The sequence below is a fragment of the Stenotrophomonas sp. TWI1409 genome (genome assembly GCF_039673015.1).
In the GTDB taxonomy this organism is placed as follows: Bacteria; Pseudomonadota; Gammaproteobacteria; order Xanthomonadales; family Xanthomonadaceae; genus Stenotrophomonas; species Stenotrophomonas maltophilia_A.
This window is the reverse complement of record NZ_JBDJKU010000003.1, coordinates 22,705-45,369: the sequence shown is the minus strand read 5'-3', so window position 1 is coordinate 45,369 and position 22,665 is coordinate 22,705. Positions and strand designations below refer to the sequence as shown.

Genomic DNA, 22,665 nt, shown 5'->3' with positions numbered 1-22,665 from the left:
ACTCATTCGGGTTGCGCGGGTGCGCTGGTGGCTTCGTCGTTGGCCTGCGCCAGCACGACCTGTTCGCCTTCCCTCAGCCCGTGGCGTACTTCCACCTGGATCTGGTCATCCAGCCCGGTGGTGATGCGCCGCGTGCTGGCGCGGCCGTCGGCACCACGGACCTGCACGCTGTAGCTGCCATCGACGGCGCGCGCACCCAATGCGGCCGAGGGAATGGTCAGTACATCGTTGGCGCGGCCCAGCACGATGCGAACCTGCGCGGTCATGTAGCTGCGCAGGCGGCCATCGGCGTTGTCCACGTCGAACTGGCCGTTGTAGTACATGGCCGTGCGGCTGCCACCCGACACCGCCGGTGCGGCGAGGCTGGAACTGTCTTCGTTGGTGATCGATTCCGGTGCTGGTGCTATGTCCCGAAGCCTGCTGCTGTAGCGGCGACCGGCATCACCAAGAATGGTGAAGAACGCCTCCTGCCCAACAGAGGTGTGTACGACGTCAGCCTCGGAGATCTCGGCGTATACCGTCATCACGTCCTGATTGCCCAGCATCACGATGGTAGGTGCGCTCTGCACCGCATTCACGGTCTGCCCCTGGCGCGCGACCACGGCCAGTACGGTGCCGTCGGTAGGGGCGGTGATGCGGGTGTACTCCAGATTGGTCTGCGCGACATCGACGTCGGTCTGTCGGCGTGCAACTTCACCGTCCAGCGCGGCGATCTGTTCACGGGTGGCGTCGACCTTGGCCTGGGCTGCATCGAAGTCGGCGCGGGCCACCAGTTGCACGGCAGCCAGTTGCTGCTGCCGATGCAGTGTCAACTCGAACTGGCGCAGGTCGGTGGCCAGTGCATCGCGGTTGGCGCGCGCGGTGCGCTGTGCGGCCTGCGCGCTCAGCAATGCATTGCGCTGAGTACGCGAATCGATATCGGCGATGGGATCGCCGGCTTTCACTTTGTCGCCCAGTTTCACATGCAGGGTGTCGATGCGGCCGGAGACCTGCGCACCCACGCTGACCAGCCGCGAGGGCTTCAGCGTGCCAGTGGCTTCCACCACCTGTTCGATGTTGCCGCGAACGACCGGCGCAACCTGCAGTTGCGGAGGTGGTGCGGGCCGCAACCATGCAAACAGAATCAGCGCGCTGCACAGCAGGGCGGTAGCAATCATGAGCGCGCGGCGGCGCTTGCGTGGTGCGGCGCTCATCGTCGCAGCATCCAGTAGAGACAGGTCATCGCGGGTCCTCGCGGCAGTAGAGACACACGTCTGGCGTGGCAGACGGGGTTGGCCGTCGAGTCTCGATGCGCTGGGTTGCGTGAACCTTGCGGGGCTATCGCTGTGTCAGCGTGCGGCAGGAAGGGCGAGCAATGCTACGGCGATGAACTGCAGGGCGCTACCGAGAACCAGCAGTGCATTGCGCAGCCGGTGACCTGCCAATCGCGCAGCGAGGAGTTGACTCACCGCGCCGGCCAACAACCAGAAGAATGCTGGAACAGGCAGCTTCGTCATCCCTGCACCGATGCTGATCAGCAGCGCGCTGGCAATCATTATCCCAGCGGCATGATCATCCAGAGCGCGCAGCAGTGGTGGCATCGGGCGGGAGGTTGCCGCGCGCCTTGCCGCCAACCCATGCAGCGCGGCATGCACGGCAACGAACAGGAGCACAGCAGCGGCCGCCACAGCGCTCGCGTGCCTGTACGTTGAAGCCGCCAGTGCAATGCCGGGCAGCAGCAGGAACAAGGCGCCGAACAACCGCATCAATACACCTGCGCGCTCGGATTCGGGAACTGCCCGCAGCCAATGCGGCCAATGTTCCAGGCCGAGCGCGCGGCCACTACGCGGGCGGCGATTCCACGCGGCAGCGGTAAGGCCCGGCGAATTCCGCGGTGGCACAGTGCGCGTGGAAGAGGACGGTGGAGGAGCTCCCTGGGTCACATGCAGGCTTCCTGTCAGATCGGAACGCGGTGGCACGGCAGGTGCCACACCCCGATGCTGTGCAGCGAACATTGCCGCAACCTTGCCTGTCCTCGCTACCGGCTTCGCATGGACAGGTGCCAGTTACACAGGTGCATGCGGTGTGTTCAGTGCTCCAGCGGTGGCGCGCTGGTTACGCCCGGGTGCAGTGGAAACTCAACACGGATCAATGCACCACCGCCAGGCGCATCCAGAATCGTGACGTGGCCGCCGTGGCGGTCGATCACCTGGCGCACCAGGTTCAACCCCAGTCCTGCGCCTGTCTGCCGCGGGCGCAGCCGCTGGAAGGGTTCGAAAACCCGTTCGCGCTGGTCGACCGGTATGCCGGGGCCGTCGTCCTCGACCTCCAGGCAGCTGCCCTGAACGCGCACGATGATCTGGCGTCCGCCATGTTCGGCAGCATTCAGCACCAGGTTGGAGATTACCCGCTCCACTGCGCCGGTCTCGCCGAACACCGGGAAGTGCGATTCCACCGCCACGGCTACGGTCTTGTCCGACTGGATCAACAGCGGCGCCAGATCGGCGGCCACCCGTTTGGCCACCCGCGCCAGGTTGATGGTTTCCTTCGGCCCGTCTTCGTCCATGCGGTGCAGATCCAGCAACTGCTCTGCCAGCGTCGCCAACCGTGCCACTTCCACGGCCAGGTTGCGCGAGGTGGCGTCGTCGGCCGCATCGACCTTCACCCTCAGAATCGCAATGGGGGTGCGCAGCTCATGCGCGGCGGCGGCGATGAAGCGGCGTTGCCGCTCGTGCCCCTCGTCCAGCCGCTCCAGTGCTTCATTCACCGCCGTCACCAACGGAGCGATCTCCACCGGCACCGCGGTTTCTGTCAGGCGGACACCGCGCCGACTGGCGGAGATGTTGCGGGCTTCCTGGGCGATGCGCTCCACCCCGGCCAAAGCTCGTCTTACGATGATCGGTGTCAGGACGATGGTGGCCAGGCCCAGCAGCAGGAAGATCGGCAGGGTGATGATGTGTGCCGCCAACGCCATCTGCCAGGTCAGCGTATCGGTTTCGCCATGGGCCATGATGGTCAGCTTGCCCGCCGGCCCGCTGTGCTGGCGGACCACGACGGCCAGGCCATCGCTGCGGTCGCGCCCGCGCAGGTCGCCAAAGGGGATGCCATCCAGTGCGCCAACCAGCGAGGCATAGGCCGGCGGCACAGGCCCGAACGTAACGTGGTGGCCGTGCTCATCCTCGGCGATGAACCATGCACCGGGAACGACCTTCAGCAGTTCGGCCAGTTCCGGCGTGTTCTGCACGTAGAGGTCGCCATTGCGGTCGCGGTGCACCGCGTCGGCCGCCACCGGCGCGAAGGTCTGGATGGTGTAGTAGCCACCGCTGTCGGCACGTATCAGCACCATCAGCAGCGCGAAGAACGCCACCAGCAACGCCAGCAGCTGATAGATCAGCGTTTTGACGATCAACGGGCGCTTCAGCGAGGGACGACGCGCCATTACTTGGCTTCCCGCATCAGATAGCCGACGCCACGGATGGCGTGTATCTCTACTCCTGCATCGGCATCGGCCAGCTTGCGGCGAAGGCGCGAGACGTGCGAGTCGAGCGTGTTGGAATGGATGCCGTCATCGAATCCATACACCGCCATCTCAATCGATTCGCGCAGCACGGTGCGCCCCAGCCGCCGGGCCAACGCGGTCAGCACACGGATCTCGCGGCGCGGCAGCTCAAGCCGTTGCCCACCCACACTGGCTTCACCCGATGCCGGGTCGAACACCAACCGGCCGATGCTGACCAGTTCCACCTGCATGCCGCTCGGCCGGCGCCCTGCAGCGCGGATGCGGGCGAACAGTTCCTCAAGTGCGAAGGGCTTGGTCAGATAGTCGTCCGCGCCCTCATCCAGGCCGGCGATGCGGTCCGGCAGCTGGCCCAGCGCGCTCAGCACGATGATCGGCACCCCGGGGTTGCGCTCACGCAGCAGGGAAATCAATCCCAGCCCGTCACCGTCGGGCAGGGTGCGGTCCAGCAGCACCAGATTGTGCGATCCGCACAGGGCCGCTTCGCGGGCCAGCGCCAGCGTGTTGGCCAGGTCCACCACGTAGCGCTCGCGCTGCAGGGCGGATTTCAGGGTGGCGGCCAGTTCGGCTTCGTCTTCGATCAGCAGGATGTGCATCGGCAGGGCTTGGGCAGGAAGGGCGTGGCAGGGCGGTTCGGCACGCGCCGGCACCGTATTACAGGAACATTGCGTGAACATGGCGTGCCTTCCCGATCTTCCGCACGGCTGTGGTGACGCAGGAAACACGCTGTCGGCGCAAGGTTCGCGCAATCCAGGCACTCCAGCCTTGGCGCCCACTCGCTGCCCCCCAATCCCTGGAGTACCCATGAAGTTGTTCGTTCCGTTGTTGCTCGTGGCCGCGTTGGGTGGCTGTACCACCGCGAAGATGACCGTTACCCCTGATGGCCGGCGCGGCGTCTCCATCGACTGCAGCGGCTCCAGTTCATGGAGTGGCTGCTACGAAAAGGCCGGACAGATGTGCCCAGGCGGCTATGTAGTCTTCAGCAAGGATGGCGACGACGGCAACGCCATCGCGGTGGGCAACAAGAATGGCTTCACTTCCACCCAGATGGCCACCCGCTCGATGCTGGTGGCCTGCTCGCACTGACACCCACAGGGGAGGTGGGTTGCCACCTCCCCATCATCACCGCCCCCAGCCCTGCGTCAGAAGCTGTAAGCGGCCTGCACGTACACCCGCCGCGGCTCACCCGGGAAATGCCCGTTGCGCGCGATGAAACCGCTGGCTGCATATACCTTGTCGAACAGGTTCTTGACGTTGGCCTGGAACTGCCACTGCTTCCATGTGGTCTTCCAGCTCATGTCGAACACGGTGTAAGCCTTGACCGTCTGCCCGTCCAGACTGACGCGCTCACCTACATGGTCAGCACCAAAGCCGATGGCGGAGTTGATCGACGGCAGGTCGTAGCGCGTCCACATTCCCAGCTTGTTGCGTGGCGCATTGGCGAATCGGTCGCCGGAAGCGTTGGTGATGCCATTCGGGCCTGCATCCTTCACCCGCGCATCGTTGTAGGCGTAGGTCAGATTCAGCACCCAGCGCTCGGTGAGGTCGGCCAGCAGATCCAGCTCCATGCCGGTACTGCGCACCAGGCCCAGCGCGGCCAACTGGTTCACGCCACCGATCACTTCGCCGGTGGCCTGCACGATATTGCTGCGGTCGATCCGGTAGGCGGCCATGTTCAAGGTCACACGGTCGGCCAGCAGGGACTTCATGCCCACTTCCCACTGCTTGCTGCGTTCTGCATCGAACGGCCCGCCAGCGGCGGGGTTCTGGTTGGTAGCACTCTGCGGTACGAAGCCGCTGGCCACATTGGCGTAGACATTCAGGCCTTCGCGGACGGTGAACGTGCTGCCCAGCCGCCAGCTGAGGTCGTTGCCATCCACGCTGCTGCCGGCAATGCGGTCGTCGTCCTTGAAGCCATCCCAGCGCAACCCGGCCAGCACATGCCAGCGTGTGCCCAGTGCCAGTTCGTCCTGCAGGTAGCCGCCATAGCGCTTGCTGCGGGTGGACGTGCTGCGCCAGGGCAGGGCCGCCAGGTTGTAGTCGTGCCAGGTACTGTCGCCGTACACGGGATTGAACAGGTCGATGCCGCGCACCGGCCCCGCACCACGTGCAAGGTCGGCGCTGTTGGCGGTCTGTGCAGTGAAATCCGCATCCAGCTGATACACGTCCGCACCGAACAACACCTTGTGCTCGACGGTGCCGGTGGTCACCCGCCAGACTGCATTACCGTTGGCAGTGAATGCTTCGTTGTCGCGGATCTGGTTGCGCAGCTGGCGGGTCATCCACTCGGCCACGCCATCGCGGTCACGATCGATCAGGCCCATCGGCTCGTGGTACATCTGGTGCTCGTTGTTGCTGAACCAGCGAGCGGCGAAGTCCACATCCAGATTGTCGCGTGGTGCGAAGCGGTACTGCGCCAGCGCCACTTTGGCGCGCATGTCGAGGAAGTCGCTGGCCTCGTTGTGGTTCCAGCGGCGGTCGGTCAGGAAGGTGCCCGCATCATTCACCGGCACGCCGCGCAGGCGGTTGCCGCCGAGGTTCTGGGTGATGTCGGTGAACTGCAGCACCAGCTCGCCGGTCTGGCCGATGTCGAAGGCCAGCGAGGCGTCGCCGATCACGCTTTCGCTGTCGGTGTTCCAGCGCACGCCCTTTTCACTGTCGGCATACAGCCCGGCGCGATAGCGCACGCTGCCGGAGGCATTCAACGGCCCGGTACCCTCGATCGATCCGGCACGGAAGTTCTTGTCGCCCAGCTGGATCTCGATGTTGTGTCCGGCACTGGCTTTCGGTTTGCGGGTTACATAGTTGATGACGCCGCCTGCATCACCACCGCCATACAGCGCACCTGCCGGTCCCTTCAGCACTTCCACGCGCTCGATGTTGAACAACTGCGGGACCGAGAAACCTGCATACGGGTCGCCGCGCAGGCCGTCATACAGCACGTTCTCCTGGCGGAAGCCGCGCAGGGTCACCCCGGCATAGCTGAAGTAGCTGATGCCGCTGATGCTGCGATAGAGGTCGGTCACCTGACGCGCGGCCTGATCGTCGATCAGTTCACGCGGGATGACCTGGATCGATTGTGGGACCAGCTCCAGCGGTGTATCCGTGCGGGTGCCGACCGCAGCATCGTCCACCCGGTACAGGGTCTGTGCACGTCCGCGAACTTCGACCTTGTCCAGGTCCTTTGGCGCGGGAGTGGAGGGCTCGACAGCATGGGCAAGGGTTGCCAGGGGCAGGGTCAGTGCCAGGCACAGGGCGCGTTGCAGGGGCATTGGAAAAGGCATCGGGAGAGGGGGTGTGTCTGCAAATGAGAAAGATTAACATTTGCAACACTTCGTGACCTATCCCCCGAATGCGTTATGGACGCGCGCCGGGGTCCGTATACGGGGTGCCCGCCAAGGCCACCAGTACCCCGGTGGCGCCGCGCACGATCAGCTGCAGCATGGCCTCACGCGGGTCCTCGCCCTGCAGTTGGCTTGCCAATCCCTTCTCATAGGCCGCCACCATCGACGCCAGCAGCATGGCCGCGCCCAATCGCGCTTCGGCGTCATGTTCTGGCCGGCCGGCAGCGTCGGCCATCAATCGCGCCAGGTCGTCAGTCAACTGCGCCTGCAGCCGTCGCGCGTGCGCGACCAGTACCGGGCTCTCCGCCACGGTGCCCCAGAAGGCGGCAGCGCCGGCATTGATGCGCAGCAGCGGATGGCCAGCCTCCAGCAACTCGCGCACCAGTGACTGGAAGGCCGCCAGCGGGGTCATGCCGCTGCGCGCCATCATGCCCTCGCGCAGCAGCATGCGCGCCTCCTCATCGCGATCGAACACCAGGTCTTCCTTGCTGGCGAAGTAGTTGAAGACCGTCTTGCGTGAGACGCCCGCGGCTTCGGCGATTTCGGACATGGAGACGGCCTCGAAGCCACGCCGGATGATCAGCTCGGTGGCGACGTCCGAAATCGCTTGTCGGGTCTCGGCCTTGCGTTGTTCGCGACGACCTGGAGGCGGGGTCATGGGCGGTTCACTTGTGGAAACGTACACCGAGTGTAGCATTCGCTTCGCCAGAGTGCCGGCCCGGTGCTCACAAGGAATTCCGATGCTGTACGACGTCGTCATTGCCGGGGCTGGCCCGGTCGGCCTGTTCCTGTCCTGCGAGCTGGCCCTGGCCGGCTGTTCGGTGTTGGTGCTGGAGCAGGCCAGGTCCGCCGGCTCGCCGTTGAAGCGCTTGCCATTCGGGCTGCGCGGCTTGAACGCCTCTACGCTGGAGGCATTGGATCGGCGCGGCCTGTTGGACGCGGTCGCCGCGACACAGGTGCTCAAGCCCGAGAAGGGGGCGCCGCCGCCCGGCACCGCCCATTGGCTCGCGCAGCCGCGGGCGCTGGGCGGCCACTTCGCCGGAATACCGTTTGCCTTGGACGACGTCGACCGCACGCGCTGGACCTGGCGCCTGCCGTCGCCGGTGGGCAGCCAGATGGCGGTGGAGCTGCAGGCCCTGGAAACGGTCTTGGCCGAACGTGCGACCACGCTGGGCGTGCGCATCGAACGCGGGCGTGCGGTACAGGCGGTGCGCGCCGGTGCAACCGAAGTGGAGATCGAGACCGCTGACGGGGCGGTACGTGGTCGCTGGCTGGTAGGTTGCGATGGAGGCCGCAGCACAGTGCGCAAGCAATGCGGTTTCAGTTTCATCGGCACGGATCCCGAATTCACCGGTCATTCGCTGCAGGTCGATCTGGAAGATCCCGGCGTGCTGACCCCGGGCCGTCAGTACACCGCGCAGGGCATGTGCAATTTCAATCCCCCCGGTGTGCTCGCGCTTGCCGATTTCGATGGCGGTGCCGGGCATCGAAAACCTCTCGCGCTGGATGAAGCGCAATCGCTGCTGCGACGTGTGTCTGCCCGCGACGTGACCATCACCGCGCTGCATCTGCACAGCACCTGGACCGATGGTGCGCGCCAGGCCAGCGCCTATCGCAACGGCCGCGTGCTGCTGGCAGGCGACGCTGCGCACGTGCATTCCCCGTTGGGAGGGCAGGGCCTGAATCTGGGCATCGGCGATGCGATGAACCTGGGCTGGAAACTCGCCAGCGTGATACGCGGTGACGCTGACGTGGCGCTGCTGGACAGCTATCACGCGGAACGGCATCCAATTGGCGCCAACGTACTGGACTGGTCGCGCGCGCAGGTTGCGCTGATGCGTCCTGGAGCCGGTTCGCGCGCGTTGGCGGCGGTCATGGCCGATCTGGCCGGCACCCGCGATGGCGCCACCTATCTGGCCGAACGGGTCTGGTGCGTGTCGCGACAGCTCGATCTGGGCGATGGCCATCCATTGGCCGGTCGCAGCGTGCCGGACTTCCTGCTGGCCGATGGCCGCCGCATGGGAGAGGTGCTGAGGACGGGGCAGGGGGTGTTGCTTGTGCTCGATGAGAACGGCGCTTCGTACAACCCCGTCGACCGTTGGCGGCAGCCGTTCACCCGCATTGCCTCGGCGGTGGACGATGCGCTCGGCCTGGGGGCGGTACTGGTGAGGCCCGATGGAATTGTCGCGTGGGCCTGCGATGCGGGAGGTGATCAGGCAGGGTTGCGCCAAGCGTTGCAGCGCGGGTTCGGACTGCCGGAGGCTGACTGACGTACAGGGCGGAGGCGCAGCCGATGTGGGCTGCGCCGGGTGCGGTTACAGATCCTTCTTCTTGCCGCTCAGGTCGATCGGCCGGTCACTGCCCTTGCGCTCGCTCGACCACACTTCCATGCTCTTGTTGCAGCGGCTCTCGCGGGCAGCCACTTCGCGCGGCAGGTCCTTCAGATGCGGCGACTCCTGGCAGGCCTGATGCATGTTGCTGTCGTCATAGGTTGCACAGGCGCTGAGCGAGGCCAGAGTGATGGCGACGAGGGTGGTGCGGAGCAGGGGCTGCAGGTTCATGGGAGGGTCTCGGGTGGTGCCGGGCTGGCCATGGAATTCAAATCCGTGACACCGGGCGCAGACAATCCGACCAATCACACTTGTTATTCTGTAACAGATGCGCGATAGTCCGGCGCCTGCTGCTGTCAGGCCACGCAGATCATCAGCATCATGCTCAGCGCCAGCATCAGCACGAATACGCGCCGGCTGAGCGCAAGGCAGGCCAGGCAGGCGGCCAGTGCCCAGGCAGCCAGCAGCGCACAGGCCAGCAGCCACAGCCCGATCACCATCAAAGAGCCACTCGCCAGCGCTGACAGTGCGATCGCCTTGAACAGTGTCACGCCCAGCACACTGCCGAGCACGCCAGCCTGCAGAGCGATGGCATCGTGACGGGCAGGGGCGGGCGGGTGGTGCATGTCGGCGGCGTTCGTTTGCTGCAAGGGAGGCGCAGCCACTGTGCCCGATCACATATCCACGCCATGTGTTTTTCGCGCACGCGATGCAGGGCCGATGCAGGCCTCAGTCGAACTCACCCTCGGCCGATTCCAACCGTTGCCGGTAGGCAGCGCGGTGCTGATACAGGCGCTGGCATTCGGCCGACCTGTGGATGCGGCTGCCGGGTTCGTTGGCTACCGAGTCGCACATCCGCGCAATATGGTTGTTCTCTGCCAGCTCGGTGACGAAGAACACGGCGGTGATGCCGGTGCCGAGCAGCACGACATACAGCAGGCGGCTGAGCCAGCGCGACAGCTTGCGCTCGAAGTGCTGCTGGATGGTCAGGTCGAAACGGATGATGCTGAGCACGATCCAGATGATCGCGACCAGGAAGCAGAGCGTGGGCAACAGGCCGCGCCAGAGCCCGGCCTCGTAGACCGATTCGTTGTAATGGACGGCAGCCCCGGCACCGGCGATGGCGATGGCAAGTGCCCAGTTGCGGCCCAGCGAGAGCAGGTCATCGAGCAGCTTTTCGCGGTTCCTGTTTGATCCTGCTGCCACGGTGGTTCCTTCTGCGTGCTGCGACCGGCGGCGGACTGCCGCCGATCCTGCAGATGGTGGCGCATCGCTGCAGCGATGAGAAGACCGCGCGGCTCAATGTGCGATGGCGCGGGCGCTGATCCAGCGCCGGTAGCGGCGGGTCCGACACTGTGCGGCCGCCTGTGCCAGCAGCAGTGCCCATGCCGGTGAAACCGTGGGTGCGGTGGGGCGGCGCCGGCTCAACCGGCCCAGCTGATACTTCACTGCCGCCATGTGCGCGCTGGCCGCCAGCGGCTTGCTGCGCCAGTTGATGTTGCGCAGCGTCGGCGCCGGGTCGCGGCCCTGCTGCCAGTGCTGTGGCATATCCGGCTCGATCGCCAGTGCGGTGGCGATGCCGACCATGGCTATGCCGCTGGCCAGCACCTGTTCTGCGACCTCGCGGCGGCGGATGCCGCCGGTGACCATCAACGGCATCGTTGCCACCGTGGCGATCTCGCGTGCGAATTCGAGGAAGTACGCTTCGCGGGCCACGCTGCGATCGTCGCGTGCGGCGCCGGTCATGGCCGGTGCTTCATAGCTGCCGCCGGACAGTTCGACCAGATCCACGCCGAGGGGGGCCAGCATCTCCACCACGGCGCGCGCATCCTCGGGCGAGAAACCGCCGCGCTGGAAATCGGCGGAATTGAGCTTCACCGCCACCACGAATGTGGGCGCCACCGCCGCGCGTACACCCTGCACGATCTCCAGCAGCAGGCGCGCACGGTTTTCCAGGCTGCCGCCCCAGTGGTCTTCGCGCCGGTTCGACAACGGCGACAGGAACTGGCTGAGCAGGTAGCCGTGCGCGGCATGGATCTCCACCCCGCTGAAACCGGCGCGCTCGGCCAGTTCGGCACTGCGGATGAAGCGCGCGATCACCGAGTCGATGTCGTCCTCGGTCATCGCCTTCGGCGGTGCGAACTGCTTGGACAGCGCGCCCATCTGCAATGCAACGGCCGACGGCGCGAGCGCGGGTTGACCGAGTGCGGCCGGCATCTGCCGCCCCGGGTGATTGATCTGCATCCACATCTGCGCACCCCGCGAGCGGGCAGTGTCCGCCCAGGCAGTGAAGCGGTCGAGGTGGCGGTCATCCTCCAGTACCACGCCGCCGGGCCCAGTCATGGCGCGCCCATCGACCATCACGTTGCCGGTGATGATCAGTCCGGCGCCGCCGTCGGCCCAGCGCTGGTACAACTGCAGCAGCGCTTCGGAGGGAGCGTGGTCGGCGTCGGCCATGTTTTCCTCCATCGCCGCCTTGGCGATGCGGTTGCGGATGACGGCACCGGATGGCAGTGCCAGGGGCGAGAACAGCGACATCGGACAGCTCCAGGACAGGGGAATGGGGCTACGCTAACCTTCAAGTTTGATTGAAGGTCAACAGGCTTCCATGTCGAGGGTTCAGGCAGATGAAGATCGGTGAGCTGGCCCGCCGCACGGGCCTGGCAGCGTCGCGCATCCGCTTCTACGAAGAGGCCGGGTTGTTGGTGGTCCAGCGCCAGGCCAACGGCTACCGCGATTATCCGGAGCAGGCGGTGCTGCTGCTGGAACTGATCACCGGTGCGCAGCGCGCCGGTTTCAGCCTGGAAGAGATCCGCGCGCTGTTGCCGCCGGACATGGGCCAGTGGCAGCACGAGGCACTGATCACGATGCTGCAGCAGAAGGTGGCCGACATCGAAGCGCTGCAGTTGCGGCTGGCACAGAGCCGTGCGCACCTGCTGGCCCTGATCGAAGATATCCAGGCGCGGCCGGAGGGCATCGATTGCGCGGCCAATTCGCAGCGGGTGCTGGACCGGGTGAAGCGTGGTGAGCTGGCGCGGCCGACCCTGGCGGCCGGCGATACCGCGTTGCTGCGGCCGGATCGCCGCCGCCGCACGGGCAGCGAATGACGATCCGGCGCGATGTTCAGAGGCTGCCGGCGACGGCGCTCTTGCGCTTCTTGTCCAGCATCACCGCCACGCACCACAGCAGCAGGCCGCCGATGGCGGTGGCCGCACCGACGTAGCCGGTGCTGGCCGGGCTGAAGCCGGCGCTGATCGCCATGCCACCCAGCCACGGGCCGAGCGCGTTGGCGGTATTGAAGGCGGCATGGTTGGAGGCGGCGGCCAGGGTCTGGGCTTCGCCGGCCACGTCCATCAGGCGGGTCTGCAGCACCGCAGCCAGCGCACCCATGGTGCCGACGGTGATGATCATCGGGCCGATGGTCCACACTGACTGTGCGGCCAGCGGATACAGCAGCAGCATCACGATCGACCACAGCAGCACCACCGCGGCGGCCTTGAAGTGGAACTTGTCCACCAGCCAGCCACCGGCGATGTTGCCGATGATCGCGCCGATGCCGAACACGCCCACGGCCAGCGGCATCCACGATTCGGCCACGCCGGTGACCTGCACCAGGGTCGGCGCCAGGTAGGTGAACACGCAGAACATGCCGGCGAAACCGACCGCGCCGATCGCCAGTGCCAGCCACACCTGGGTGGTGTTGAAGGCACGCAGTTCGCGCATCGGCGAGGTGCGCACCTCGTCCGGGTCGGGCAGCAGGAAGCGCGCGATCATCGCCACGGTGGCGATGGCCAGCATGCTGACCAGGGCAAAGGCGGTGCGCCAGCTCAGCTGCTGGCCCAGCCAGGTGGTCAGCGGATTGCCGACCAGGATCGCGATCGACAGGCCCAGCAGTACGCGCGACATCGCCTGGCCGCGCTGGCCGGCCGGACTGATCGCGGCGGCCACCAGCATCGCCACGCCGAAGTAGGCCCCATGCGGCAGGCCGGCAACGAAACGTGCGATCAGCATCGTGCCGTAGTTCGGTGCCAGTGCGCTGGCCAGGTTGCCGACAGCATAGAAGCCCATCAGTGCCAGCAGCAGCTTGCGGCGCGGGAAGCTGGCGCCGACGAAGGCGAGGATCGGCGCACCGACGACCACGCCGATGGCATAGGCGCTGATCAGGTGGCCGACCTGGGTTTCGCTGATCGACAGGCCACGGCTGATCTCCAGCATCAGGCCCATGCTGGCGAACTCGCTGGTACCGATGGCGAAGCCGCCCAGGGACAGGGCAAGGATGATCAGGGTGCGCTGACGGGGCGTCAGCCGCGCAGCCAGGGAAGAGTTGGGGCTCATGCGGGGGCGCGATGGGGGCGGGGAGCCGTGCATTGTACTGCTGCACCGCAACAGCAGCAGCCACGCTGGGGGTAAATCAGCGTTTGATCCGTGGGGTTGCGGCAAGCCGGGCACGGGCTCGGTACGAAAGCAGGTTCGGCGCATTGTTGTCGGCGTCCTGCATGTAATGACGACATGGACGTCGGCATGATGCGAAACACAGGGGCTGCGGAGTGCTGGAACAAGGAGGATGTCGATGCAGGAATTCAGGCATGTGCTGGAGACGCGCGGCCGCTATCAGCTGGTAGCGGTGTCCTACGCGCCGGTGTACGCTCCGGGCGATGTGGTCGGCCATGCGGTCGTCGCCGACGATGGGGATCGTCTGACCGACCTGATGTCGCTGGCCGAAGCGCGCCAACGCCTGCAGGCACTGGTGCGTGAAGAGGGCGAAGAGCCCGGGCTGGAGAACGAAAACCACCTGCGGAAGAAGGCGTCGCGCTGGCGCCGCCGCTAGGCCGTCGCGCCCTTGTGCGCATCATGGAGGATCCGGGTGTTGCCCAGTAAGAAGTATCTGCTCATCGCCATCATCACGCTGGCGACCCTGCTGCTTGGTTTCGTGTTTTCCGGTTACCTGACCCTGTTGTTGCTGGGGCTGGACACCAAGCTGTTCACCTGGAACACGTACTACCAGTATTACCACGCCATTGGCCAGCCGCAGGTCGCGCCGTTCGTGGGCAAGATCAAGTGGGCCGGCTATCTCGGCTTCGGCCTGCCGCTGTTGGTCCTGCTGGTGACCGGCCTGGTGCTGCTGCTGAAGAAGGACAAGCGCTCGTTGCACGGCGACGCGCGCTTTGCCACCGGCGCCGACCTGTCCAAGCACGGCATGTTCAAGAAGACCGGCCAGAGCATCGTGGTTGGCAGCCATGGCGGCAAGCTGGTGCGGCTGGACGGCCAGCAGTTCGTGATCCTTGCAGCGCCCACCCGTTCAGGCAAGGGCGTGGGCGTCGTCATCCCGAACCTGCTGGAGTACGGCGAATCGCTGGTGGTGCTGGACATCAAGCAGGAGAACTTCGACCTGACCAGTGGCTGGCGTGCCAGCCAAGGGCAGGAGATCTACCTGTTCAATCCCTTCGCTGAAGATCGGCGCACGCACCGCTGGAACCCGCTCAGCTATGTGTCCGATGACCCGGCGTTCCGTGTCTCGGACCTGATGAGCATCGCCGCAATGTTGTATCCGGACGGGGCCGAGGACCAGAAATTCTGGGTCAGCCAGGCGCGCAATGCGTTCATGGCCTTCACCCTGTATCTGTTCGAGAACTGGGATGACGAGCGCAGCAGCGGATTCCCGGGCGGCTCGGGCACGCCGACGCTGGGCGCTGTCTACCGGTTGTCATCGGGCGACGGCACCGATCTGAAGAAGTACCTCAAGGCCTTGTCGGAGCGGTCGTTCCTCAGTGGCAACGCACGTTCGGCATTCGCCAACATGCTGTCCCAGGCCGATGAGACCTTCGCCTCGATCCTGGGCACCTTCAAGGAGCCGCTCAATCCCTGGATCAATCCGGTGCTGGACAAGGCCACCAGCAGCAACGACTTCCTGCTGACCGATGTCCGCAAGAAGAAGATGACCATCTACATCGGCATCCAGCCCAACAAGCTGGCCGAGAGCCGATTGATCATCAACCTGTTCTTCAGCCAGTTGATCAACCTCAACACCAAGGAACTGCCCAAGTCCAACCCGGACCTGAAGTACCAGTGCCTGCTGTTGATGGACGAATTCACCTCCATCGGCAAGGTCGAGATCATCGCCTCGGCGGTGTCCTACATGGCCGGTTACAACATCCGCCTGCTGCCGATCATCCAGAGCATGTCCCAGCTTGATGCCACCTACGGCCGGGAAGTGTCACGCACGATCATCACCAACCACGCACTGCAGATCCTGTACGCGCCGCGCGAGCAGCAGGACGCCAACGACTACTCGGACATGCTGGGCTACACCACCGTCCGCAAGAAGAACGTCACCCATGCCCGTGAGAAGACCCACAACTTCACCGAAGAGCGGCGTGCACTGATGCTGCCGCAGGAGCTGAAGGCGATGGGGCCGGACAAGGAAGTATTCCTCTACGAGGGCATACCGCATCCGGTGAAGTGCGACAAGATCCGCTATTACAAGGATCGCTATTTCACATCGCGGCTGCTGCCGAAGGTCGACGTTCCGATGATTAACGTCTAATTCACGTCGCTAAATTTGTGACGTAGATTCATATTCACCGACGTGAAAGCGTGAGCTGAGTCAAAAATTCGGCATCTGTTCATAGATTTTCAGACTTGTCTGACATGGAATTGACGCGTGGTTGTGTAACTCTGTGTGCGTCATCCAGAAGTGTGTGCTGGATGGCAAAAGTTGTAACGCAGGGTGGCCAGGAGTTTGTGCCATGGAAACAAGGATGGTTTCGACGTTGGTGAGGGTGTGCGGGTGTGTCGCCGGCAACGTCTGGCGGCCCCGCGACCTGGTTGGCAGCTTTCGGGCTGCAGGGGAGCCGGGGCAGGTGTGCTGCATGCCAGCGCGTCTCCCCGATTCCGGCGTGCGCCATGCAGCGCCGGACGGCCAGGGAACCAACGCTCGGGACTGCTTTTTCGTACGTCAAAGTGAAGCCCGTATGAATCAGGCGTTTATCGCGAAAATCTCCATCGCCGCAGTTGCGGCGCTGATGGTGGCAGGGTGTGCCACCAAGTCCGCCCCCGATTTCGGTGGGCGCTGGAAGCCGGTCAACCGCTTTGCCGTGGCGACGACCGAGATCCCGCTGTATTCCAGCTACGTCTACCAGGCCTCGCCGATGGATGGCACGCTCAAAGCCATGCTCGAGCGCTGGGCCAAGGATTCCGGACGAACACTGGACTACCGCCTCAGCTCGGACTTCACGCTGTATGGCGCGGTCTCGAAGATTGACACCACCAATGCGCAGCAGGCCGTGATCGATCTGACTTCGGCGTATTCGGCGCAAGGCATCTCCGTCTCCATTGTTGGCAACCAGATCGTTGTGCAGAGCGCTGGCTCGACGCCCACCGCGTCGGCGCAGGGCGCTGATTCCAACAGCGGCACCTGAGTCCACCTCGAAACCATCGAACGTGCCGCTCCCCGCGCCTGTCGCAGGGGCTCCATGCCCATTGATGTTTCAGCAGTACGGAAGAATCCATGTTCCGCAAGAAGGATCCCGGCAACAGTCCCAAGGTCGAGCAGTCGGTCGCCAAGGCGGTCAGCTACGAGATCACCGTGGCCGACATGGCGCGTCGCAGCGAGCGCCGTGCCTGGTGGGTCGCCACGGGCTCGTTGCTGATGTCGCTCGCACTGGCGGGCGGCTACTACTACATGCTGCCGCTGAAGGAGAAGGTGCCGTTCCTGGTGATGGCCGATGCGTACACGGGTACCGCGACGGTCGCACGCCTGAGCGGGACCTTCCAGGGCGAGACGATTACCAGCAACGAAGCGATCAATCGCAGCAATGTGGCCCAGTACGTACTGGCGCGCGAGTCGTACGACTCGGCGGTGATGGGCCTGCGCGATTGGGAACTGGTGTTCGTGATGTCCACCGATCCGGTGGCGCAGTCCATGCGCGTGCGCTATGCCGGCAACAACCCGCAGAACCCGTTCGTGATGTATGGCCGCGAGCGTGCCATCCGGGTCAAGATCCTCAGCATCACGCCGCTGGGCGCCGAAGCGAACGGCAGCTTCCGCGGCGCTTCGGTGCGCATCCAGCGCAGCCTGCTGGACAAGCGCACTGGCGTTGCCACCTACCTGGACAACCAGCTGGTGACGATGCGCTTCGGCTACAACCAGAACCTGGCGCTGTCCGAGCAGGATCGCATCCTCAATCCGCTGGCCTTCCAGGTCACCGAGTATCGCGTCGACAACGACTATTCCCGTGGCGTCCCGGTGCCGGATGACGGCGCCATGCAGGCGCAGGCGCAGCAGGCTGCACAGGCCGCGCAGCAGGCCCAGGGTGTCTACGATCCCAACAACCCGGCCGCGGCCACGATGATCGATCCGGCCACCGGCCAGCCGGTCGCCGTCCCGGCCAATGGCCCGACGCCGGGCCAGCCGATGCCGGGTCAGCCCGTACAGGGGCAGCCCATGCCGGGTCAGCCGGTGCAGGGGCAAGCAATGCCGGGGCAGGCCATGCCCGGACAGCCGGCCATGAGGCCGGCGCAGAACAATTCCACCGGAACTGCTGATGGAGCAAGCAACCGATGAGTAGTCGAAATATCAGGGGAAGCGCACTGGCGCTGCTGTCGATGTTGTCGCTGTTGTTTTCAGCAGCGGCGATGGCGCAGGCGGTGGACCATTACGAGTACGAGAAGGATCGCATCTATCCGGTTCGCACCGGCCTGGGCCTGACCACCCAGATCGAGTTGAGCCCGAACGAGAAGATCCTCGACTACAGCACCGGCTTCAGCAGCGGCTGGGAACTGACCCGTCGCGAGAACGTGTTCTATCTCAAGCCGAAGAACGTCGACGTCGACACCAACATGATGGTGCGCACCGAGACCCATTCCTACATCTTCGAGCTCAAGGTGGTGGCCACTGACTGGCGCCAGCTGGAACAGGCCCGTCGTGCTGGCGTGCAGTACAAGATCGCCTTCACCTACCCGAACGACACCGTGTTCGGCGTCGCGCAGGAAGCGGTGGAAGAGGAGGCGCAGCCGCTGTTGAGCTCTGAACTGGCCAAGGACCGCCAGTACAACTTCAACTACTCCTATTCGACCAGCAAGGCGAAGAAGATGGGTTGGCTGATCCCGGTCAACGCCTACGACGACAGCCGTTTCACCTACCTGAAACTACCGAATTCGCCGGAGTACAAGACCGGTATCTTCCCGGCCGTGTTCGGTCGTGAAACGGAATACGGTGAAGACTTCGTGGTCAACACCACGGTTGAAGGCAATACGCTGATCGTGCACGGGACCTACCCGTACCTGGTCATCCGCCACGGCGACTTCGTCGTCGGCCTGCGAAGGAACGTGAAGAAATGAGCCAGCAGAACACTCCCGGAAACGACCCGAACAACGGACGCGACGAGAGCCAGAGTCCGTACGGTGCACAGGCTGCTCCGGAGGCGCAGACGAATCCGTACTTCGGCACGACCCAGGCTGAGCCTGCACCGGATCTGGACGCGGCCGCGCCGCAGCTGCGCTCGGCTGAAGAGCAGCGATTGAACCGCAAGGCGCTGCTGTTCCTGGGCGGTATCGTGGTGCTGCTTGTTGCCATGGGCTTCCTGCTGTTCCGCAAGGGCCAAGACAAGGACGATGCGCCGAAGGTGCCGGATGTTGCGCGCGCGAGCACGCCAACACTGCCGGATGCTGTCCAGACCGATCCGGGTCCGGCGCAGGCAATGCAGCCCGTTGATCCGATTCCGATGTTGCCGCCGCCTCCATTGGGGCCGAGCCGCCCTGAGCCGCCAGTGACGTTGGAAGATCGCTCCGCGGGCCCTCGTGGTCCGACGCTTGCCGAACGTCGGATGGGTGCCAGTGCCGACGGTTTCGTTGGCAATGGCGGTTCACAGGATGAGGAGCGCTCGCAGCAGGCGGGCATGGACGAATACACGCGGGCAATGCTGCAGCAGATGAACGGGCAGCAGAATGCAGCGCCAGCGCGCGTGCGTCGTGGCCCCGACGTGGATGACGTGTCCAATGCCAGCTACATCCGCAGTCCCGATGCGCTGCTGGTGCGAGGAACCTATCTGCGCTGTGTACTGGAAACCCGCATCATCACTGACATCGCGGGCTACACCTCGTGCCTGGTGACAGAGCCGGTGTACTCGATCAACGGCCGCAATCTGCTGCTGCCGAAGGGCTCCAAGATCTATGGCGCCTATGGCGGTGGTCCTACCGGCAAGCGGGTGGAAGTGATCTGGGACCGCATCACCACGCCGAACGGTATTGACGTGGCAATGTCCAGCCCGGGCGTTGATCAGCTGGGTGGCGCAGGCCACCCGGGCCAGTACAGCGCGCACTGGGGCAGCCGTATCGCCTCGGCGCTGATGATCAGCCTGTTGGCCGACGCGTTCAAGTACGCCGCCGCCGAACATGGCCCGGAGACCACCACGGTGGCCAACAACGGCATGACCATCCAGTCGCCCTATGAGAGCGCCACCGCGCGCACCATGGAACGCCTGGCCAACGAGTCGCTCAGCCAACGTCGCCCGCCGACCGTGACCATCAACCAAGGCACCATCGTGAATGTGTACGTCGCCAAGGACGTCGACTTCACGAGCGTGCTGCATCCTCGCCGGTAACCCAACGAACGATCATGGACGCTGAAGTGTCACCCCTTGCCCTCGTCTCCAGCGATTTCCTGCGCTATCAGTACGAAGTGCTGGGCATCGCCGAGTACATGACCTCGCCGGAGGTGACGGAAATCTGCATCAACCGTCCCGGTGAGCTGTACCTGGAAACCCGGGCAGGGTGGCAACGGGTGGACGTGCCGGGCCTGACCTTCGAGCGGGCCCGGCAGTTCTGCACGGCGGTGGTGAACGAGAGCAACACCGGCCAGCGCATCACCGATGCCGATCCGGTGGTCTCGCTCACGTTTCCCACCGGCCAGCGTGCCCAGTTCGTGATTCCGCCGGCGTGCGATGCAGGCAAGGTGTCGATCACCATCCGTCTGCCGTCCAAGCACACCAAGTCGCTCAGCCAGTATCACGAAGATGGGTTCTTCAACCAGATCCTGGAAAGCGATGGCAGCATCAGCGAGCAGGATCGCGAGCTGCTGGAGCTGCGTCAGCAGCGCGAGTACGCAGAGTTCTTCCGGCGTGCGGTGATGTACCGCAAGAACATCGTGGTATCCGGTGCGACCGGTAGCGGCAAGACCACCTTCATGAAAGCGCTGGTCAATCATATTCCGGACAACGAACGCCTGGTCACGATCGAGGACGCGCGCGAGCTGTTTCTGACCCAACCCAATGTGGTGCACCTGCTGTACTCCAAGGGTGGGCAGAGCACCAGCAATGTCAGTGCCAAGAGCTGCATGGAAGCCTGCCTGCGCATGAAGCCCGAGCGCATCATCCTGGCCGAGCTGCGCGGTGACGAGGCGTTCTACTTCATCCGCAACTGCGCATCGGGCCATCCGGGTTCGATCACCAGCTGCCATGCAGGCAGTCCGGAGCAGACCTGGGACCAGTTGGCCCTCATGGTGAAGGCCTCCACCGAAGGTTCGGGCCTGGAGTTCAACGTGATCAAGCGACTGTTGATGATGACCATCGACATCGTCGTGCATATCAAGGCGCATGCCGGTTCGCGCTACATCACCGGTATCGATTTCAATCCTGGGCGTGCCCAGGGGCAGGAGGGCTGAAGGATGCTGCCAGGACTGGAGATGATGGCGTGCCCGGAGATGGCGGTGTCGATGGACGTGATGCAGCACGTCATCAACGTTGAATCGTCACGCAACCCTTATGCCATCGGCGTAGTCGGCGGCGCTCTGGTGCGCCAGCCCAAGGCGCTGGACGAGGCGCTGGCGACGGTTCGGATGCTGGAAGAGAAAGGCTACAACTTCTCCATCGGGCTGGCCCAGGTCAATCGCTATAACCTGGGCAAGTACGGCCTGGATTCCTACGAGAAGGCTTTCCAGCAATGCCCGAACCTGCAAGCGGGTTCTCGGATCCTCGCCGAGTGCTACAAGCGCTCCGGTGGTGACTGGGGCAAGTCATTCAGTTGCTACTACTCGGGCAATTTCGAGACCGGCTTCCGCCATGGCTATGTGCAGAAGGTCTATGACTCGATGCGCCGCGGGCAGCAGCTTGCCAGCAATGGTGTTGCACCGATCGACGTGGTGAGTCGCGGTGAACGCCGCAGCGTGAAGGTCGAGCATCACCCGCAGCTCGCTTCGCCGGCGCAGGCGCGCATCGTTGCGCAGGCGAGTGGCCCGGTGTACGTGCCGTCGGAAGACCCGGCACGTGCGTATGTCGTGTATCCGTCCACCGGTGCAATGGCGCGGGGCAGCCTGCTGAACATCGCCGACCAGGCGCTGTCCAAGGTAGTGCTGGGTTCGGTGGACCGGATGATGCAGCCACAGGCGCAGCACACCCAAGGGGCCGCCTATCCGCAGCAACAGGCCGCTGGCATGCCGCAGCAGCTGCCTCAGCAGGGTCCGGCGCAGGCGATGGCCATGCCGCAGCAGTTGCCAGGTGCTGCAGGTGGCAGCAACGAGGGCCCTGTGATGTTGCGGCCCTGGAATGAGCGCAATCAGCCAGTGGCCGGCAATGGCAGTTCATATAACGCACCGGCACAGTCCACACCGGTGCAGCAGATTCCCGCAGGGGATGCGGCCTTCGTGTTCTGACGAAGTCGTGGTACGGCCAGTCCCCCGGCTGGTCGATTCAGTTGTGTTAGTCCATCAACAAGGAAATCAATCCATGAAGCGATCCAATCTCGACCTCGTCCAGGCCCAGCGCACGCTGAAGACCCTGCTGATGGCCACTCTGTTCGTCGGCGCACTGTTTGCCCCGCAAGTCTTCGCCAACGGCGCCACCGACTTCGGCGGCACCGACAAGAAGGTCTGCAGCTTCTTCAACAACATCAACGGCCTGCTGAACATCGCCTCGATCGCCGTGGTCACCATCGCGGTGATCTTCGCTGGTTACCAGATCGCCTTCGCGCACAAGCGCATCGCTGACGTCGCCCCGATCCTGATCGGTGGCGTGCTGATCGGCGCCGCAGGCCAGATCGCGCGCATGCTGCTGGGTGATGGCAGCGACGGCAAGTGCGGTGGTGGCACCAGCACCTCCTACCTGATCAACCACGTGATCCAGTACTACAGTGCATAAGAACGTCGTGTTCCGCGGCTGCACGCGTCCAGCGATGTTCCTGGGCGTTCCCTACCTGCCATTCTTCATGGTGGCAGGCGGGCTGTTGCTGCTCAGCATGTACACGAACTTCTGGTTCCTGCTCACCATTCCGGTGGCGGTCTTCATCATGCGGCACATGGCCAAGCGTGACGAAATGATCTTCCGTCTGCTGGGCCTGCGCCTGATGTTCAAGCTGAAGGTGCGCAACGTGCAGGAGCACGATGGCATGTGGGTGCTCAACCCCAACCATTACCGCAACAAGCCGGCCCGAATGGATTGAGGTCCGGATGCGGCCTGGCGGGCATCCGCGCCCGCCAGGTCTCTTGAAACTTCTTGGCAGTACC

General features: G+C 64.5%; 23 protein-coding genes and 1 pseudogene. 13 read left to right on the top strand and 11 right to left on the bottom strand.

Going from position 1 to position 22,665, the window contains the following annotated elements; all coding sequences use genetic code 11:
• Positions 1-2 precede the first annotated feature (2 nt).
• The 4 genes from ABE423_RS01965 to ABE423_RS01950 all read right to left on the bottom strand — a co-directional run bounded on the left by ABE423_RS01965 (position 3) and on the right by ABE423_RS01950 (position 4,092).
• Positions 3-1,193, bottom strand: coding sequence for an efflux RND transporter periplasmic adaptor subunit (locus tag ABE423_RS01965; RefSeq protein ID WP_346484772.1), 1,191 nt, complete (start codon positions 1,191-1,193; stop codon positions 3-5).
• Between the two features lie 135 nt (positions 1,194-1,328).
• Positions 1,329-1,745, bottom strand: coding sequence for a hypothetical protein (locus ABE423_RS01960; RefSeq protein WP_346484771.1), 417 nt, complete (start codon positions 1,743-1,745; stop codon positions 1,329-1,331).
• A gap of 323 nt (positions 1,746-2,068) precedes the next feature.
• Positions 2,069-3,418: a HAMP domain-containing sensor histidine kinase gene (locus ABE423_RS01955; RefSeq protein WP_032128607.1), complete on the bottom strand. Its 1,350-nt coding sequence runs from the start codon at positions 3,416-3,418 to the stop codon at positions 2,069-2,071.
• Positions 3,418-4,092: a response regulator transcription factor gene (locus ABE423_RS01950; RefSeq protein ID WP_125893896.1), complete on the bottom strand. Its 675-nt coding sequence runs from the start codon at positions 4,090-4,092 to the stop codon at positions 3,418-3,420. Before ABE423_RS01950 ends, ABE423_RS01955 begins: the two co-directional genes overlap by 1 nt.
• A gap of 208 nt (positions 4,093-4,300) precedes the next feature.
• Between ABE423_RS01950 and ABE423_RS01945 the strand changes: the two genes are divergently transcribed.
• Complete coding sequence (locus ABE423_RS01945; RefSeq protein ID WP_071227584.1) at positions 4,301-4,582, top strand: hypothetical protein; 282 nt, start codon at positions 4,301-4,303, stop codon at positions 4,580-4,582.
• Positions 4,583-4,638: 56 nt separating this feature from the next.
• Here the strand turns inward: ABE423_RS01945 and ABE423_RS01940 are convergent, their stop codons facing one another.
• Both ABE423_RS01940 and ABE423_RS01935 read right to left on the bottom strand, forming a co-directional pair.
• Complete coding sequence (locus ABE423_RS01940; RefSeq protein WP_346484768.1) at positions 4,639-6,780, bottom strand: TonB-dependent receptor; 2,142 nt, start codon at positions 6,778-6,780, stop codon at positions 4,639-4,641.
• Between the two features lie 73 nt (positions 6,781-6,853).
• Entirely contained in the window at positions 6,854-7,498 is a 645-nt protein-coding gene (locus ABE423_RS01935) for a TetR/AcrR family transcriptional regulator (RefSeq protein ID WP_049398239.1), read from the bottom strand.
• A gap of 82 nt (positions 7,499-7,580) precedes the next feature.
• Between ABE423_RS01935 and ABE423_RS01930 the strand changes: the two genes are divergently transcribed.
• Positions 7,581-9,110 (top strand): FAD-dependent monooxygenase, encoded by a 1,530-nt coding sequence (locus ABE423_RS01930; protein ID WP_346484766.1) that lies wholly within the window; start codon positions 7,581-7,583, stop codon positions 9,108-9,110.
• A gap of 45 nt (positions 9,111-9,155) precedes the next feature.
• On the opposite strand, the gene ABE423_RS01925 is transcribed toward ABE423_RS01930, so the two are convergent.
• From ABE423_RS01925 to ABE423_RS01910, 4 genes are all read right to left on the bottom strand, one after another.
• Entirely contained in the window at positions 9,156-9,401 is a 246-nt protein-coding gene (locus tag ABE423_RS01925; RefSeq protein ID WP_049398237.1) for a hypothetical protein, read from the bottom strand.
• A 125-nt stretch (positions 9,402-9,526) separates the two neighbouring features.
• The gene (locus tag ABE423_RS01920) at positions 9,527-9,796 is read right to left on the bottom strand and encodes a hypothetical protein (protein ID WP_010484830.1); all 270 of its coding nucleotides are present in this window, start codon (positions 9,794-9,796) and stop codon (positions 9,527-9,529) included.
• A 103-nt stretch (positions 9,797-9,899) separates the two neighbouring features.
• Positions 9,900-10,376 carry a hypothetical protein gene (locus ABE423_RS01915; RefSeq protein ID WP_253144259.1) on the bottom strand — a complete coding sequence of 159 codons (477 nt, stop codon included), beginning with the start codon at positions 10,374-10,376 and terminating at the stop codon, positions 9,900-9,902.
• A gap of 93 nt (positions 10,377-10,469) precedes the next feature.
• Positions 10,470-11,708: an NADH:flavin oxidoreductase/NADH oxidase family protein gene (locus tag ABE423_RS01910; protein WP_346484763.1), complete on the bottom strand. Its 1,239-nt coding sequence runs from the start codon at positions 11,706-11,708 to the stop codon at positions 10,470-10,472.
• A gap of 89 nt (positions 11,709-11,797) precedes the next feature.
• Here ABE423_RS01910 and ABE423_RS01905 point away from each other — a divergent pair, with 89 nt between their 5' ends.
• Positions 11,798-12,277: a MerR family transcriptional regulator gene (locus ABE423_RS01905; protein WP_346484761.1), complete on the top strand. Its 480-nt coding sequence runs from the start codon at positions 11,798-11,800 to the stop codon at positions 12,275-12,277.
• Positions 12,278-12,293: 16 nt separating this feature from the next.
• Here the strand turns inward: ABE423_RS01905 and ABE423_RS01900 are convergent, their stop codons facing one another.
• On the bottom strand, positions 12,294-13,505 hold the full coding sequence (locus ABE423_RS01900) for an MFS transporter (RefSeq protein ID WP_285302533.1): 1,212 nt from the start codon (positions 13,503-13,505) through the stop codon (positions 12,294-12,296).
• Positions 13,506-13,740: 235 nt separating this feature from the next.
• Here ABE423_RS01900 and ABE423_RS01895 point away from each other — a divergent pair, with 235 nt between their 5' ends.
• The 10 genes and pseudogenes from ABE423_RS01895 (at position 13,741) to ABE423_RS01850 (ending at position 22,601) form a co-directional block, all read left to right on the top strand.
• Positions 13,741-13,998 (top strand): hypothetical protein, encoded by a 258-nt coding sequence (locus ABE423_RS01895; protein ID WP_006374755.1) that lies wholly within the window; start codon positions 13,741-13,743, stop codon positions 13,996-13,998.
• 36 nt (positions 13,999-14,034) lie between these two features.
• Positions 14,035-15,714: a type IV secretory system conjugative DNA transfer family protein gene (locus ABE423_RS01890; protein ID WP_346484756.1), complete on the top strand. Its 1,680-nt coding sequence runs from the start codon at positions 14,035-14,037 to the stop codon at positions 15,712-15,714.
• Positions 15,715-16,141: 427 nt separating this feature from the next.
• On the top strand, positions 16,142-16,588 hold the full coding sequence (locus tag ABE423_RS01885; protein ID WP_032129529.1) for a hypothetical protein: 447 nt from the start codon (positions 16,142-16,144) through the stop codon (positions 16,586-16,588).
• 89 nt (positions 16,589-16,677) lie between these two features.
• Entirely contained in the window at positions 16,678-17,733 is a 1,056-nt protein-coding gene (locus ABE423_RS01880) for a type IV secretion system protein (RefSeq protein WP_032129528.1), read from the top strand.
• Positions 17,730-18,509, top strand: coding sequence for a TrbG/VirB9 family P-type conjugative transfer protein (locus tag ABE423_RS01875; RefSeq protein ID WP_006374751.1), 780 nt, complete (start codon positions 17,730-17,732; stop codon positions 18,507-18,509). The genes ABE423_RS01880 and ABE423_RS01875 overlap by 4 nt, the downstream gene beginning before the upstream one ends.
• Positions 18,506-19,771, top strand: coding sequence for a TrbI/VirB10 family protein (locus tag ABE423_RS01870; RefSeq protein ID WP_006374750.1), 1,266 nt, complete (start codon positions 18,506-18,508; stop codon positions 19,769-19,771). The genes ABE423_RS01875 and ABE423_RS01870 overlap by 4 nt, the downstream gene beginning before the upstream one ends.
• 14 nt (positions 19,772-19,785) lie before the next feature.
• Entirely contained in the window at positions 19,786-20,829 is a 1,044-nt protein-coding gene (gene virB11, locus ABE423_RS01865) for a P-type DNA transfer ATPase VirB11 (protein WP_049398229.1), read from the top strand.
• A gap of 15 nt (positions 20,830-20,844) precedes the next feature.
• Positions 20,845-21,309: pseudogene (locus tag ABE423_RS01860) on the top strand (lytic transglycosylase domain-containing protein); the annotation flags it as partial.
• Between the two features lie 580 nt (positions 21,310-21,889).
• On the top strand, positions 21,890-22,300 hold the full coding sequence (locus tag ABE423_RS01855; RefSeq protein ID WP_006374697.1) for a TrbC/VirB2 family protein: 411 nt from the start codon (positions 21,890-21,892) through the stop codon (positions 22,298-22,300).
• Complete coding sequence (locus tag ABE423_RS01850) at positions 22,293-22,601, top strand: VirB3 family type IV secretion system protein (protein WP_006374695.1); 309 nt, start codon at positions 22,293-22,295, stop codon at positions 22,599-22,601. The genes ABE423_RS01855 and ABE423_RS01850 overlap by 8 nt, the downstream gene beginning before the upstream one ends.
• The last annotated feature ends 64 nt before the right edge of the window (positions 22,602-22,665 follow it).